The 14,533-nt window shown below is 44.3% G+C and carries 17 protein-coding genes; 7 read left to right on the plus strand and 10 right to left on the minus strand.

All coding sequences use genetic code 11. The features are described 5' to 3' along the window. The first annotated feature begins 156 nt into the window (after positions 1-156). A complete protein-coding gene (locus ACTHRH_RS18955) occupies positions 157-1,278 on the plus strand; it encodes a site-specific integrase (RefSeq protein ID WP_085279127.1) in 1,122 nt (373 codons plus the stop codon). Positions 1,279-1,373: 95 nt separating this feature from the next. On the opposite strand, the gene ACTHRH_RS18960 is transcribed toward ACTHRH_RS18955, so the two are convergent. The 7 genes from ACTHRH_RS18960 to ACTHRH_RS18990 form a co-directional block, all read right to left on the minus strand. Next, positions 1,374-1,553: a helix-turn-helix domain-containing protein gene (locus tag ACTHRH_RS18960; RefSeq protein WP_440417017.1), complete on the minus strand. Its 180-nt coding sequence runs from the start codon at positions 1,551-1,553 to the stop codon at positions 1,374-1,376. Positions 1,554-3,339: 1,786 nt separating this feature from the next. Next, the gene (locus tag ACTHRH_RS18965; protein ID WP_440417073.1) at positions 3,340-4,542 is read right to left on the minus strand and encodes an IS256 family transposase; all 1,203 of its coding nucleotides are present in this window, start codon (positions 4,540-4,542) and stop codon (positions 3,340-3,342) included. A 698-nt stretch (positions 4,543-5,240) separates the two neighbouring features. Beyond that, a complete protein-coding gene (locus tag ACTHRH_RS18970) occupies positions 5,241-5,417 on the minus strand; it encodes a DUF3658 domain-containing protein (protein ID WP_440417019.1) in 177 nt (58 codons plus the stop codon). Then, positions 5,359-5,604 carry a DUF3658 domain-containing protein gene (locus tag ACTHRH_RS18975; protein WP_440417021.1) on the minus strand — a complete coding sequence of 82 codons (246 nt, stop codon included), beginning with the start codon at positions 5,602-5,604 and terminating at the stop codon, positions 5,359-5,361. The genes ACTHRH_RS18970 and ACTHRH_RS18975 overlap by 59 nt, the downstream gene beginning before the upstream one ends. Before the next feature lie 49 nt (positions 5,605-5,653). Next, positions 5,654-5,803, minus strand: a complete 150-nt coding sequence (locus tag ACTHRH_RS18980; protein WP_440417023.1) for a DUF1835 domain-containing protein — start codon at positions 5,801-5,803, stop codon at positions 5,654-5,656. Continuing rightward, on the minus strand, positions 5,772-6,053 hold the full coding sequence (locus ACTHRH_RS18985; RefSeq protein ID WP_440417075.1) for a DUF1835 domain-containing protein: 282 nt from the start codon (positions 6,051-6,053) through the stop codon (positions 5,772-5,774). Before ACTHRH_RS18985 ends, ACTHRH_RS18980 begins: the two co-directional genes overlap by 32 nt. 91 nt (positions 6,054-6,144) lie before the next feature. Beyond that, positions 6,145-6,606 (minus strand): hypothetical protein, encoded by a 462-nt coding sequence (locus ACTHRH_RS18990; RefSeq protein ID WP_440417025.1) that lies wholly within the window; start codon positions 6,604-6,606, stop codon positions 6,145-6,147. Between the two features lie 296 nt (positions 6,607-6,902). Here ACTHRH_RS18990 and ACTHRH_RS18995 point away from each other — a divergent pair, with 296 nt between their 5' ends. Then, complete coding sequence (locus ACTHRH_RS18995; RefSeq protein ID WP_440417027.1) at positions 6,903-7,673, plus strand: zeta toxin family protein; 771 nt, start codon at positions 6,903-6,905, stop codon at positions 7,671-7,673. Positions 7,674-7,688: 15 nt separating this feature from the next. Next, positions 7,689-8,081: a DUF433 domain-containing protein gene (locus ACTHRH_RS19000; protein WP_440417029.1), complete on the plus strand. Its 393-nt coding sequence runs from the start codon at positions 7,689-7,691 to the stop codon at positions 8,079-8,081. 47 nt (positions 8,082-8,128) lie between these two features. Here ACTHRH_RS19000 and ACTHRH_RS19005 read toward each other — a convergent pair whose 3' ends face one another. Continuing rightward, a complete protein-coding gene (locus tag ACTHRH_RS19005) occupies positions 8,129-8,329 on the minus strand; it encodes a ribbon-helix-helix protein, CopG family (RefSeq protein ID WP_440417031.1) in 201 nt (66 codons plus the stop codon). Between the two features lie 512 nt (positions 8,330-8,841). Between ACTHRH_RS19005 and ACTHRH_RS19010 the strand changes: the two genes are divergently transcribed. Beyond that, a complete protein-coding gene (locus tag ACTHRH_RS19010) occupies positions 8,842-9,288 on the plus strand; it encodes a hypothetical protein (protein WP_440417033.1) in 447 nt (148 codons plus the stop codon). A gap of 56 nt (positions 9,289-9,344) precedes the next feature. Here ACTHRH_RS19010 and ACTHRH_RS19015 read toward each other — a convergent pair whose 3' ends face one another. After that, the gene (locus ACTHRH_RS19015) at positions 9,345-10,304 is read right to left on the minus strand and encodes a tyrosine-type recombinase/integrase (RefSeq protein WP_440417035.1); all 960 of its coding nucleotides are present in this window, start codon (positions 10,302-10,304) and stop codon (positions 9,345-9,347) included. After that, positions 10,276-11,133: a ParB/RepB/Spo0J family partition protein gene (locus tag ACTHRH_RS19020; RefSeq protein ID WP_440417037.1), complete on the minus strand. Its 858-nt coding sequence runs from the start codon at positions 11,131-11,133 to the stop codon at positions 10,276-10,278. The genes ACTHRH_RS19015 and ACTHRH_RS19020 overlap by 29 nt, the downstream gene beginning before the upstream one ends. A gap of 913 nt (positions 11,134-12,046) precedes the next feature. Between ACTHRH_RS19020 and ACTHRH_RS19025 the strand changes: the two genes are divergently transcribed. From ACTHRH_RS19025 to istB, 3 genes are read left to right on the plus strand one after another with little or no spacing between them, the layout of a single operon-like run. After that, positions 12,047-12,250 (plus strand): hypothetical protein, encoded by a 204-nt coding sequence (locus ACTHRH_RS19025; RefSeq protein WP_440417039.1) that lies wholly within the window; start codon positions 12,047-12,049, stop codon positions 12,248-12,250. A gap of 15 nt (positions 12,251-12,265) precedes the next feature. Continuing rightward, a complete protein-coding gene (gene istA, locus ACTHRH_RS19030) occupies positions 12,266-13,534 on the plus strand; it encodes an IS21 family transposase (protein ID WP_440417041.1) in 1,269 nt (422 codons plus the stop codon). A gap of 1 nt (position 13,535) precedes the next feature. Then, on the plus strand, positions 13,536-14,261 hold the full coding sequence (gene istB, locus ACTHRH_RS19035) for an IS21-like element helper ATPase IstB (protein WP_440417043.1): 726 nt from the start codon (positions 13,536-13,538) through the stop codon (positions 14,259-14,261). Positions 14,262-14,533 lie beyond the last annotated feature (272 nt).

Below are 14,533 nucleotides of genomic sequence, written 5' to 3' on the forward strand. Positions count from 1 at the left end.
CCAAATGTAGTCCAAACCATTTTTGCTTTATCGATTTGAGCCTTTTCTGTAGTCCATTGGACTACAAGCGGTTCACTTAACTTTTGATTCCGACGATGCTACCATATTCTTGAGGTAAGGGATTCCCCTACGAACATCAAGGGATGAGGTGGTAGTGTGGCCGGTAATATAACAAAAATCGGGACAAAATACAGGGTAACATTTGATTTCGGTAGAGACAGCTCAGGCAAACGGATCAGGCAATATACTACTGCCTCGTCCGAAGAAGAAGCTAGAAAGCTTCTGAATGAATTCGAGTATAACAGGCAGAGAAACCTGCTCGTTCAGACCACAAAAATGACCTTTGCAGAATTTCTGGAACATTGGATGGAGAATTATGTGAAATACAACTGTGAAGAAACAACCACATACGCTTATAAGAACATTATCTATAAGCACGTGATTCCTTATCTCGGTTCTTTCGAGCTACAGAAACTGCAGCCGGTACATGTTCAACAATACTACAAGCATTTGATGGATGACAAGGGGTTGTCTCCAAACACTGTACACAAGCATCATGCGTGTATTCGCAAGTCATTGGATTATGGTTTGAAGCAGCAGTTCGTTTACCGGAACGTATCCGACGCCGTAACGCTGCCCAAAAAAGAGCGTTATACTGGACAATCCTACACCAAGGAGCAATTAAATACATTGCTTGATGCGGCCAAGGATACAAAGTTAGAGTTGCCGGTATATTTAGCCGGTTATTTGGGCTTGAGACGCGAGGAAATTGTCGGGTTGCGATGGAAGAACGTTGACCTTGAAGGAAGGCTCATTCATATTAAAGAGGTTCGTACAAGCGCCGGCAGTCAGGAAGTTGTGAAGACTCCGAAGACGGAGAAAAGCAGAAGGGTGCTGTTCATAACGGATGAGCTGTTGGAGGTTCTTTTGAAGGTGAAAAACAAGCAGGATGAACATAGACGTATGCTGGGTGATGAATACATAGATAGCGGCTACGTTTATGTTCATGATAACGGGAAGCCTTACCGAGTAAACTCAGTAACGGAGCAGTTTAAAAAGTTCCTGGAAAGGAATGGCCTTCCTAAGATCAGGCTTCATGATTTAAGGCATACCTTCGCCAGTATTCTGTATGAAGCGGGGGTTGATTTGAAGGCAATCTCTGAAGCTTTAGGTCATTCGGATCTTGGGACGACCAATAAAATATACACGCATCGATTCGATAAGACACATAAGAAGACTGTAACAGCAATGAGCATGGCATTAGGAAGACGCAGCTAATGTTTTTTAACGACAACCATTAGCAAGCGAATCCAGCCGGTATGTATCGGCGTGTATTCGCTTGCTATTATTTTGCCCGTGACTGATATGGCGGATTAGGCGATTAATTGTTTTTTTATCCATTCTTCAAGCTCCTTTAAAGGAATCCTGATTTGTTTCCCAATCTTAATATGTGGGACACCACCGGATTTGATCAATTCATACATCACGTTGCGGCCCACACGCAGAATTTTCCTAGCTTCATCGATTGTCAGTAGTTGATTTTGTTGATTCATATATACATTGCTCCTGTCCTTTTAATATAGTTGATGAAATGAGATCCCCCCTTTCAGCCGCCATCTTAACAGGGGGAAGGCGGCGTACAATTTGTTTTCGAACGCAAAAAGACCCATTTCAGCTGCAGAAGAGAGAGTCTCTACCTGAAATGGGCCATTTATTATACTTATTTATTATACTTATTAATTTAAATTCAAAATACAGAAGTAATTAATCTATTTGCTCGGGTTAGAATGTTCCCATCCGTCTGGTGGGAATGAGAAAAAGAAGGAAAAGGTATGGTATGACTTAATTATATTTTGTAACTCATATCTGGTCAAGTTAACTGCGAGAAAGGTATCGGGGTTGAATAAACAAAGTATCGGGGCCAAATAAACGCGAGGCGGAAAAGATTTCCACTCACATTCAATGATGGAGGCCTTTTACGGAGTAGAATGTATGTTTCAACGAATGCATCGCAGCGTCTGCAGGTATTTGAATGACAAAGGTATCGGGGTTGAAAGGACAAAGTGCCGGTTTTAACGAGAACTTCGCCTAGGACCACATGTAGCGCGGCAGGTCAAATATTTTATCCACAGAAAAGTATCTATGGTCCCGATAAGCTTTGTTAAGACACAGAAAATTATGAGGAAGATACATCTGGAAATTCGCTGAAATTGCGATTTATGATAAAATAGTTTTGTGACTAAGCGTGGTCACTGGATACAAGCGATCTTCGAGAAGGCGGCTAAATCTTGATCTCGATAGATCGCTTGTCTTGTCTTAAATGGTATAAACCAATATATAAAATTTGCGAAGGGGGGTAATTTTAGCGTAAGCGGAACGAGGTTGTCTTTGAGAGGTTGGCATACGAATGGAGTTTTATCGGATTCCTTATCATTATGAGTGGCATATCGGCCTCGAATTTCGACCACCATGTCTACTTGGTCAACCGGAAAACCACGGTAAACCAACAATAATTCTGAGTATACCGTCGTCTACCTCAAAAAGTGGTTACGTTTAAAACCGCTATAACCGCTAGGATGATCCGAGCGATGGAACCGATCCATCGTTTTCTCATAAAGCGAAACTCAACAAAATTAAGTTTTCTGTATATGTTTTAAGACTTCCCCATCTTGAACCGGAGATCTGCTCAAAAAAATAAGTCTTGGGTTTCTTTGTGTGTGAATGGGTTAGTTTTTGATTTACCGTCGAACTGTGGCAATTAATAAAGGATTCCTAACCCATTCCATGTTACAGCGTCTGAGCCGTTTCAATGAACAAATTGCGGCTTAAAATGATAGTCCAATGACCTTGTCGTACGATAAGTCCGAGTGCCGCTGCTCCTTCCATGTTCGTCATGTGTCCTTCTCCACCACAAGTACCTTTTTCAATTCTGCTCTGGTCAATGTCAATGTCTTCTGTCCCATAGTGACATTATCTCAGAACAGTTACAGGATGACATTATCACAGAACAACAACATGCAATAAACAGGTTATTGACAAAACTATCATTTTTGGTATCTTCGAATTAACTCTATATTCCCCGCCAACATAGTTGGTTGTGGTGATTTTCTGAACGTTTTGGTATCGCCGTTGCCCTTTATGGCAACTGTGCGGATTACGAAGAGCCTCCACTGCGGAGGCTCTTCCTCTTTTCTTTTTATGTTAATGGAGAAGTTGCGAAACATGTATTGAAAATTTAAACTTTCCTCGGGGCGGAGATGGTGAGCCATGCTCATCAACGCAATATCGGGTAGCGTCCCGTCAAGTGGTGTAAAATCGATTTCTACCGCGGACCCAGATTTATTTCTGCAAGAGTGTGGTGGATGCAAGAGGAACTTGCTCCCCATTGACGATTTTGGCCATGGATTCGAGACTGAAATAACGACGTGCAACGGTCCATTCATCTTGCTGCTCGATTAAGATGGCACCGATCAGTCGGATAACGGATTCCCGATTTGGAAAGATTCCTACTACGTCTGAACGTCGGCGGATTTCGCGGTTTAAACGCTCTAACGGGTTGGTGGAATGAATTTGCCGCCAATGCTCCCTGGGAAAAGCCATGTAGGCCAGTACGTCACTTTCTGCCTGCTCCAGAATATCCATGGCTTTCGGGAACTTCCCACGAAGTTGCTGGGCGACTTGTCGGAGCTGCATTACAGCCGCTTCTTGGCTCGGTTGCGCAAAAATCGTCCGGATGATCGACGATACCATCGATTGCGACGACTTCGGCACCTGGCTCAGAACATTGCGCATGAAGTGAACACGGCGACGCTGCCAAGTGGCACCCACCAGAACCTGCTCGATCGCTCTGCGCAACCCTTCGTGAGCATCACTAATCGCTAGTTGCACACCTCGAAGTCCCCGAGCGACCAGTTTCCGTAGAAACTCAAGCCAAAACGAACCGTCCTCGCTCATGCCAAGATCAAATCCGAGCACTTCCCGGTCACCGGTCTCCCGGACACCGATGGCCACGACAAGCGCCATGCTGCGCACCCGGCCTCCCTCGCGCACTTTCGGAAACGTGGCATCCAACCAGACATACGGAAATTGCCCCTCGAGCGGACGTTCTTTGAAGGCGATCACAACATCATCGAGCTCTTTGCAGATCCGGGAAACTTCGCTTTTGCTGATGCCCTTCATGCCCAAGGATTCAACGAGTTCATCAACTTTTCGCGTACTGACGCCGTGAATATAAGCCTCCTGCACAACGGAAAGCAAAGCCTTTTCCGCGCGCTTACGCGGTTCGAGCAGAGAAGGAAAATAACTGCCTTTGCGAAGCTTCGGAATGCTCAGATCAAGGGTGCCGACTCGTGTATGCCATTCCCGATGCCGATAGCCGTTCCTCTGGTTGGTTCTTTCTGTGTTGCGTTCATAACGTTCGGCACCAATTTGGGCTGTAACCTCCGCCTCCATCAACGAATGAACAAGAACATTCAGAGCTTCTTTGAGAAAATCTACATCACCATCAAAACCAGACTTGCGTAAAAGCTCCAAAAGTGACATTCTATCTATAGAAGCCACGGTTTGATCCTCCTTCTAAAGTAGAGTTGCGTCACTTTAGTAGAAATCATACCGTGGCTTCCCTTGTCAATAAGCTCGGTGCAATTTTACACCACTACTAGGGACTATAACCAATATCGTCATTACTACACCATGCTCAAAATCACCACGAGTCCCATTCATATAATGGCCGCTAACCTGGTTGCACTGAAAGGCTATATACCGCATGCAACCGATATTTTAAAACCTGTCCTAGGAGCAGTTTTTTTGCGCCGTCAAGCAAAGGCGATTTACGATTGACTTGTCAGTTACGGTGGCGTTGAATCAAACCTTTCAAAATGGAGAATGGAAAGTAGTAGACATTACTTTTGATATTTGTGAAATTATAGTTATGTAAATCGAGAAAGGTATCGTGGTTGAAAGGACAAAGTATCGGGGTTGAAAGGACAAAGTACCGGGGTCGAAATGACAAAGGTATCGTGGTTGAAAGGACAAAGTATCGGGGTCGAAAGGACAAAGGTATCGTGGTTGAAAGGACAAAGTATCGGGGTCGAAAGGACAAAGGTATCGGGGTCGAACTTCAAGAAAGTGAATCAGGAAAAATTCCGGCGGCACAAACTTCCTACACAAATGTTGCTATAAGACATCGCTTTCAAAATCAACAAAACCGGCAACTAGACTAAGGAATGTCTGGCTGCCGGTTACTTTTTAAGTGTCGTGTCTGTCTTTATCCCTGCTGGAACCCCTTTGATTTCCAGGACACCTTCATAAATGAGCTCCCTCAGCCGGTATTCAAAAAAAGAATCTCCGATGTCCTGTTCACAATAGCCAATAGCCTCTCCAATCAAGCGGGCGGATTTTAAAAAAATCGTTAACACCGGTGGGAGGTCTCAATTTGTCCAGTTTCTCAAGCAAGTATTGATCAAAATAATCGGTAGGCACCTCAAGTACTGCGTCGTTCTGCCATATACGCAATATTCCACCTTGTTCCGAAATCGCCAGCCATTCCTTGGAAAGCCACGCGATGTCGGCAGCCGACAGCTTACAGCTGTTATCCATTCTCATGAGCGCTTCCCGCAGTTTGTCAGGCGGTATTTCGCCGGAGTGCCTATATTCAATGGAGGCATCTGGGCGGTTTGTAAAGTTCCTCGCAGATTGCGCAAGCATCATATACACGAATAGTGTTTCGTTTATTGCGAAGTAAATGTAGCGAGTGCCGCATACCTACCTGTTCACGTACGCTTCGGCTGGTCCAGATAATCATTTCTATCTTTTCCCAGATTATAAAGCAAATCGTTGTATTCTTCTTCAAAATGAATGTAAGTCTCGAATGCCTCCGTGATATTGTTCTGAAACCAGTCACTCCGCGTCTTTCGCCCTTCCGGCGAATCAAGTCTGCCGATGGGACCTATGGCATAATTCTCTTTCATAGTTATGAGCTTATGCGTTTCCACCCAACCAAGTCCTTTAAGTGCTTGCTTCATACTACCCGCAAAGGACTCACCTACAACAATATGGACGTGGGTGCAGCCTGGATCAGGGTCCCCAAACGCTTTTTTTCATCGCTGTTTTCGTAAATATTGTTGCTTTAAGTAACAACCACTCTTATGAGGAGCGGTTGTTTACTAAGTAGTTTTTGAATTTCCTTATAATTACTTCAAAAGCAATAGAAATGTGCAAAAACAACAGTGATGCAAAGATGATAGACCATAACACTGCGAAAAAAGCTGATACACTACTCGCTCGTCCACCTTGAATAAATAACAAGAGAAGAAGTGTCACAAACACTCCGCCAAGGGTGTAAAAAAGAACTGAAAGCAAATAGTTTCTTGCTTTGTTGTTTGCTTTTAATTTGTTTAGGTAGAAGTCCAATATCATAGATATCGGTATGCCCAAGAAAAGAAATAACGGAATAATGTAGAGAATACCGCCAGCCACTAGAGCAGGAAATGAGTAGTAAAGGACATCTTCGTTTCGTTCGCTCAAAGGAGTGTAATCTATCACGGATAAAATGATGCTAAAAATAAATCCAGCGGTTATTGCTACAAAAATCTTCTTGAAAAACACTTAATTTACTCCCCGTTTCTTTTTATAGAATTTTACCATAAACTATTTTGTTGTTGAGAGAGGTCAACAAGGTTCCGAATGTTGCCTAAAAGAAACGACCATTGTATGATAAATCCAGACGGGCGCCAGACCGTCATAAATAATGTGGGCTAATTAGGCCTCGGAGATCGTGCATTGTTTCGGCGAAGAAAAAAGCGCACCCACCGTAAGGCGGCTGTATTTACTTTTTGGCGGTAGGTGAAGGCTTTTTTCTTTGTTTAGCGGAGTTATTAATAAATGGAAAAAGGGGGCTCTATATGCCAATCTTAACAGGCAGCGATCTGCAGCATATATACAGCAGAGCAAAAAGATCGGTAAGAAAAAAGGCTGCTGAAGCAAAGGCGCCCCTATACTATATTTTAGATGGAGTAAGGTATTGCGAGCAGGTCGTTCAAATTGATAATGATCAGGGGCAAATTTCCGTACCTGGGAAAGAACCTGAATCCCTAACGAGCAGGACTCGGCCTGAGATGTTTGTATTTGCAGGATGTAACGGAGCGGGAAAGACGACTTTAATCGATCACTTCGAGTATGATTTTGATGGTATCGTCAATGCAGACGTGATTGCTCAAAAACTAAACCCTGAAAATCCACGAAATGTCGATTTATCGGCCGGGAAGAAAGCATTGCTGGAATTAAGGGCAATGGTGGAAGAAAGAAAAACTTTTGCGGTCGAAACCACTTTAACAGGTAATTACATACTTAAGCAGATAAAAGTAGCTAAAACGATGGGATACAATGTTTATCTGTACTTTATAGGTCTTGCAGATACGGAACTTCATATTAACCGGATACATACCCGTGTTATTGAAGGTGGGCATTTTATTTCATCAGAAGACATTGTGCGTCGTTATCACTCCTCTCTTAATAATTTAGCCACAGCTGTTACTCTAGCAGATGCTTCTGTCATAATCGATAATTCCGGGGACGAATATGTAACTGTTGCAGAGATAGTCAGTGGGAGAATGCAATGGCGAGCAAATCGACTTCCGCAATGGATGAGCGAAGTTAACCTTGAGTTTATATGAACAGGGGACGCGCGAATGGAGGTTTCTGATTATTTCAAAAAAAAGCTTGAACAATATCCGGCTCTGGAGCTTGCTGAAAGCTTAGGTGGAAGACCATGCCTAAGAGGGACACAAGTTTCAGTATCATCGATTCTTGATTTTTTTAGATCGGAGAAGCGGGTATTGGAAATCGCGGCTCAGCTGAATCAAGATCCTGTGAAAATTCATGATGCCTTGAATTACGCGATTGATATCTTACAGATGCAAATAAAAGAACCCGATTTTACAGGACAGGACCTTGATGATATTGTTGAAGCGCAAACAGGGGGAATTTACTTAAATCCTTTTAGGGATGAGCAAACACAGGAAGAAATGAAAAAATATATGGAACTGCGTAAAAGCAGAAGTGAGGGGAATAGGGGAAGCTAGAAGCTGCAAGCTAAGTTAAGGTGCCAAGGGAGGCACCTTTTTCATGTTTAAGCTTTACCATCAGTAGAATCAATAAACTTTACATTTTTGAGGGCGTATTCCAATGCCATATTAATAATCTCGTTTCGGGAGCGATTGCTTTTACGGGCCAGTTCATCCAATTGCTCTTGAAGGACTCTTTCTATACGGATAGACATTGTTACTGTCTTGTCTTCTCTCGGGGTTATGATGAACTCGTCATTGCTCATGTGAATCACCTCACGTATCAGTATAGGTAAAAAGTGAGGTGCTAAAACATAACACAATTTGTGTTAAATATTGATTACTAATTGTAATTTTTATATAATACAAATAACATTACATATTTCTGGACTTGTACATATCGCGGAGTAAAATGTATGGTTAATGTCCAACTTTGGGGGGGCTTGTTGTGAAGGCGAGTAATGTTGATACTTTGATACTGATTGATGAGGAGGGAAACCTTACTGCATTCAGATTTTTTAAAATGTATACGGATAGCCGGGGATATTTGATGATGTCCTTAATAAAAGAGAATGTGTACTTTCCGTTTAGAGTGGTACAGACGGACGAAGACGTTACAGAACTCTTTAGTGATAACAACATGAGGTATAGAATTTCGGGGATTTCCTATAAAGTGCCCAATCGGAATAAAAACAAGATGGAGTTTAAATATGTTATAGCCGAATCGTTTGAGAAGGCATTGAATTTGAGGCAGTATATTTCTTAAGGGAGTGCACTTATGGAGATTATTGTCGGCGATATTCCGGGAAAGGCCTTATTCTACAAGGAGTATGGGGACGAACGGTTTGAAGTAAAAATCCAATTGAAAGACGGAAGAATAATTGATCCGATGTATTGTTATAGGCCGAACTCGCAGGGAGAGAAGTTTGAAGTTGAACGTTACTTCGAAGATTTGTTGCCGTATGTTAACGACGTTAAAATCAAAAGACTTTTGATAGAAAATCTGATTATGGATGCCCGCTTAGACATAGATGCTTATATGGAGGAACTCAGCACTGCTTCATCCGAAGAGCTTGCAAAATCATGGGAGCCACGCGACCCAAGCAAATGGTCGACTATGTTATATCCGACAAGGGGAGAACTTCTTCAGGGCAATATGAATGAAGTTCAGAGGAGTCTTAAAAGGTACGAGCAGATGCTGAGAGAACTACTTCATGATAAATAGTCACAGCCGCACCGGAAATGCGATGCGGCTGAAACATAGATTTTGAAAAGCCCCAATTATAAGTAGGAAAAATCCTTCCCAGCATAAACATCAATGACAATTGTTCTCTCGTGGCCGATTTCTTCGGATAGGATCCGTTTTAGTTCTTCACCGGTTAAACCCGAGGTTTGCAGTTGTCTCACCCTATCCTGGATGTAAGAATAGCGCAATCCGTGCCAGGTTAAATTGTTCACGACAATGGCCTGTCCTTTTTTGTATGATCTTTTCGCTATCCCCTCCTTTGTTTTAATCTGGTCTCTAACCCTGGTCAAAAACCTTTCAAAATTCTGAACAATATTGTGGGTGTTCTGATTCTCTTCAATGAATAGCTTATCTCCTCGTCTAATCAAGGGGAGCCGTTTTAAAAACATGTCCTTTGCTTCCGTGGATAAAGGGACGACCCGCTCCTTCCCATTTTTCGCTTCAGATCCGACCTTATAAAACCCGGATCTGAGCGCATGTTCGGCTTGCGCCCTTTTGACTGCCGCGGCTTCAGAGATACGTAATCCCATATACCTGCAAAGCACGGCTGCATCAGCAACGTCTTGTCTTCCGGACTGAACTGCAATATTGATAAGGTTGATATACTCTTCATTTGTCCATGCCCGGTTTCCCAGAGATGAAGTTTGGTCAATGACTACTTCGAACTGTTCAAAGAGTTCTTCATTTGATGAAAGCTGGAATCGGGGTGAATCGATTTTCGAATGAAGGAACCGGACAGCACTCAAGTCGTTTTTGATCGTTTTAGCAGAAATCCCCTCACTTTGACGGAAAGATACATATGAAGCGAGATGCTTATCGGAAATGTTGCGGATGTTTTGCAGCTTAAATCGTTCACTCAAAAAATTGGCGAAAACCAGGCATGAGATTTTGTAGCGGGTACGTGATTTAAAACTTAGCTGGCGATTATGCTTGAAGATCTTCTCGACTTGGACTTCGGGAGTGGTTTTACCCATGGCTGATCCCTTCCAATTCACGCTTGATTTCCTCCAACCCCGATAAAATCAAATGCACAGCTGTAGGATTTTCTCTGAATATTTGTGTATGAAGAACGACCTTTTCATGAAGCTTTCTAAGATCTTTTTCTGCGTCCTTTATCACTTTCGTTTTCTTACTGGTTACTTTCGTTGAAAGTGGGTATGGTGCTTCGGACCTCGAGGTTGCTTCATCATGTATTTCATCAATGAGGGGAGATAAGTCTTCTTCTTTCAATTTTTGATTGATTATCTTCAAATAAAGTGTCTTTTGTTGTTGTTCATCGAGTTCGTTTGCAATTTTTTCAACCGATCGAATTCCAATCTCTTCTTTCCTAAACTTATTTTGTAATTCCGGAATGATATCCAGGAGTTTTAAAGCCCGAAACATTGCTCTACGGGACATATCGAACATTTTCGCGATATCATCGGCAGTTACTTTAGTGCCATCGTGGCACTTTTTCGGTCCTGGTTTGATACCGTGATATTCCAAAGCCGCTTTAATTCGTTTTGCTAGAAATATTTTCTCTTCCCTAGTGTTGTTTCTTGCACAGTTGTATGTTGTTAAAAGGTAGTTCGCTTCTTCCTCTGAAATCTTTTTAACTGTTACCGGTAAGGTTTCGATTCCCATTCGTTTGGCTGCCCAATAGCGATGGTGGCCGTCGAGGATGACATTTTCCGACGTTATGATGAGCGGACTGATGTAATTGGATTGTTGAATTGCGGCAATGAACCTTTGGATGGTGGCCTCGGAAACCGCTGGATAATATGCATGGTACAGTGGATGTTCCGATAAATCGGCAACTCTTCTAAATTCATGTGATTGATCCATAATCGATTTTTTCCTCCTTTTTGAAAATTGGACATACCTGTGACATTAGTGGAATCCATGATCCTCGTGGGTTCTCACTCGTCAGCATCTATATAAAGCTCTACAAACAGAAGCGGGGTAAGGGTTTAAAAACCATAAATGTGTTCCATCTCATTTCTGTTTGTAAGAAGCGGGTTTTCTAAGAGCAAGGCTTTGAATGAGTAGTAGGTGAGTATTGGCGTCAGCCTTAGTGTCAGTCCCAAGGTCTTAAACTGCCGAGAATGTGCTTCTCAACTCCTGAGGTTTGACCGAGCCCGGATGGGTGACTTGTAGTCCGGTCTCCTCGTTTTTCTCCGCTTTTTCCAGCCATCCGCGACCGCAAGCGATCTTTGGGGGGAGAGTATGGCTATCACCGACTTGCAAAATCCGTCAGACGGCCAATCAAATCTATGTAAAAAAGCCACAGGCTTTGATTTTCATCAAAACTCCGTGGCTTTGAATAATAAAAAAAGCCCGATTTAGGAAAGTGAATGCATCACTACCCAAATTGGGCCTTTCATTTATATGCTGATAATCATCAGATTGGAAAAGAGCAGACTATCGGTCTGAATAATTGGTTAAAAGGAAAATTAGGAATTAGAATGGCCTGCTTTGCGCATGCATCAGGCTAGGAATAAAAGTTAAATGAATGGTATGACCCTAGTTTATCCTATTTTCATTCTAGAAGTCAACAGAAATGTTAGGATGACCCAGAGGTGACCTCAAGGTCACCCAAGGGGTTTATGGGACCCTACGAAGGTGTTTATTGCAAAATAAAAATGCCGAACATTGCAGCGTAAAAATGCTCACAAGCAATGCAAAAAGGCACTTGTCAGCACCTCAACTTCCTCCTATCGTTAGGTTTGCGAGAACTGGACGAAGGAGACTCGAAAGGATGTTGAAAATGCCTCAACAACAATATATCAGGTTTTTACGCGAAGTAGAAGGCTGCACCATACAAGAAATTGCCGATCGGGTCGGTGTGCATTGGCGGACCGCGAAAAAATATGCCGATCAAGATGACTGGAATGTTTCGATGACGAAACGGAAAAGCAGAAGCCCTGTCATGGGCCCCTATATGGAGATCGTCGATGCTTAGCTGGAAGAAGACCGTTTGCTTCCTCGAAAACAACGTCATACCGGAGTGCGCATCTTTCAACGATTGCGTGACGAATATCAATTCCAAGGTGGTCTACGCACTGTGCTGGCTTATGTGAAACGGCGAAAAGACGAACTGGAACTGGAGCGAGCCAAGACCTACGAATGGTTGGAACATCCGCCGGGTGAAGCGCAGGTCGACTTCACGACGATCGAGGTATGTCAAGGACATCGACTGCTTACCTACAAATTGCTGGTCATGTCGTTCCCGTATAGCAATGCAGCTTTCGTCTATCCAACACCGGCTGAGAATCAGGAATGTTTCCTGGAAGCGATGAAGCAGATTTTTGAGCAAATGGGCGGCGTTCCCCGCCGCATCTGGTTCGACAATCTGCCCGCCGCCGTCGTGCATATCGAAAAGCAAGGCGAACGCCAACTGACGGAGAATTTTCAGCGTCTCTGTGCGCACTACCGCTTTGAAGTTGTTTTCTGCAATCCGTACAGCGGTCACGAGAAAGGGCATGTGGAAGCCAAATGCGGGTATTCCAAACGCAACTGGGCCGTCCCGATCCCCTTGTACGAAAGCCATGATCGATTGGTCGCCTACTTTGCGGAGCAAGCGCTGCAAGATCGGCAGCGTCAGCATTATGCGCAGCAGCGCCAGATCGACGATCTGTGGGAAGAAGAGCGGCATCAATTACTTGCGCTGCCAGAGCACGGCTTTGAAGCCTTCCGCCTCCATGCCGCCGTGGTGAATAAGTACGGTGAAATTCGGGTAGACGATACAACCATTCCGTTGTTAGGGCAGGTTGCTCCGGGCACCGAAGTGATGATTCAGATGTATTGGGACCGCTTGATCATTCTGAATCACCAACACGAGAACATTCGGGAGGTGCCGAGGCCGTATACGGGACGAACTGCGGAAATTCCATGGCCGCAAGTTTTCTCCGGCTGGCTTCGCAAACCGCGCAGCGTCACGCACTCCCAATTTCTGCGGATGTTGCCGGAGGGGATACAGACGTATGTAACGGTTCAGGAGGTGGGCATCCGTAAGGAACGTCTTCAAGCGTTAATCCATTGGAGTGAAGTCTACACCATGGAGCAGATTGAAGAGGCGCTCGAGCTGTTCGGTTCGGATGCAGCCATCACGCAGATCACCGCGATTCTCGGCATGAAGCATGGCAGCCGGGATGTCCCCGCCACTTGGGAGGAGACGCTGTCGCCGCCCGGAACCCGTACGGAGAATTCGCTGCAACGTTATGACCGACTGATGGGGGTGATCTAAGATGGCGATGGAACTGGCAGACTTGTGCCGGCAACTGCGCCTGGCACATGTCGTGGACTATGTATCGTTGCAGCAAAATGAACAACTGCGAAGCCTCGCGGAACAACTGCTTGCGGCGGAACTGGATGGTCGCCGCCGGGCTAAACTGGGGAAGCTGGTGCAACAGGCAGGGTTTCCGCACATTAAGACGTTCGAGGGATATGTGTATGACCACATTTCGTTCCCTCAAGGAAGCAGTCCCGAGCAATTGCGATCACTGGAGTGGTTGGAGCGCAAGGAAAACTTGCTGCTCATGGGCGCGGTAGGCACAGGAAAGACGCACATGGCCATCGCTTTGGGAGTGGAAGCCTGCCGACGCGGTAAGGCCGTACAGTTTTACCGAGCTTCCGATCTGGTTGCTGTATTACAAGAGAAGTTTGTGGCCGGTACACTGAGCCGATTCCGTGAGAAATTGAGGAAGGTCGACTTGCTCATTCTGGACGAGGTAGGCTATGTGCCGTTCAGCCAAACCGGGTCTGAGTTATTGTTCAATGTGATTGCGGACTGCTATGAGCAGCAAAGTGTGATTGTGACGTCCAATTTGGAATTTGGGCAATGGACATCAGTGTTTGGCGACACCAAGTTAACATCTGCCCTTGTGGATCGACTCGTGCATCATGCACATATTCTCTCATTCACCGGTGAGAGTTTCCGCTTCAAGCAAGCGATGGAACGTATTCTGTTGTAACGAACTTTGCTGGCAAGACGCCTTGGCATTTTTCGCTGCAAAACTGAGCATTTTCTACTTGCAAAAAACACGAAGGGGGGGTTAAATCACGATATGCTCGGAACATCGCGTTGCGTATTTCAATTTAGCCGGATGGGGGAATATTGGTTTTAGTTACCCTTGTATCGAGGGGATTATGATCGGTTTATTTCGCATGTAGTTATAAGGAGGTGTGTAAGTAAGGGGGGATACAATTTTTATCGCGTTTGAAGACAAGGGAACGTATATTTGGT

Origin of the sequence: Paenibacillus sp. SAFN-117 (genome assembly GCF_051966115.1) — a bacterium.
In the GTDB taxonomy this organism is placed as follows: domain Bacteria; phylum Bacillota; class Bacilli; order Paenibacillales; family NBRC-103111; genus Paenibacillus_L; species Paenibacillus_L residui.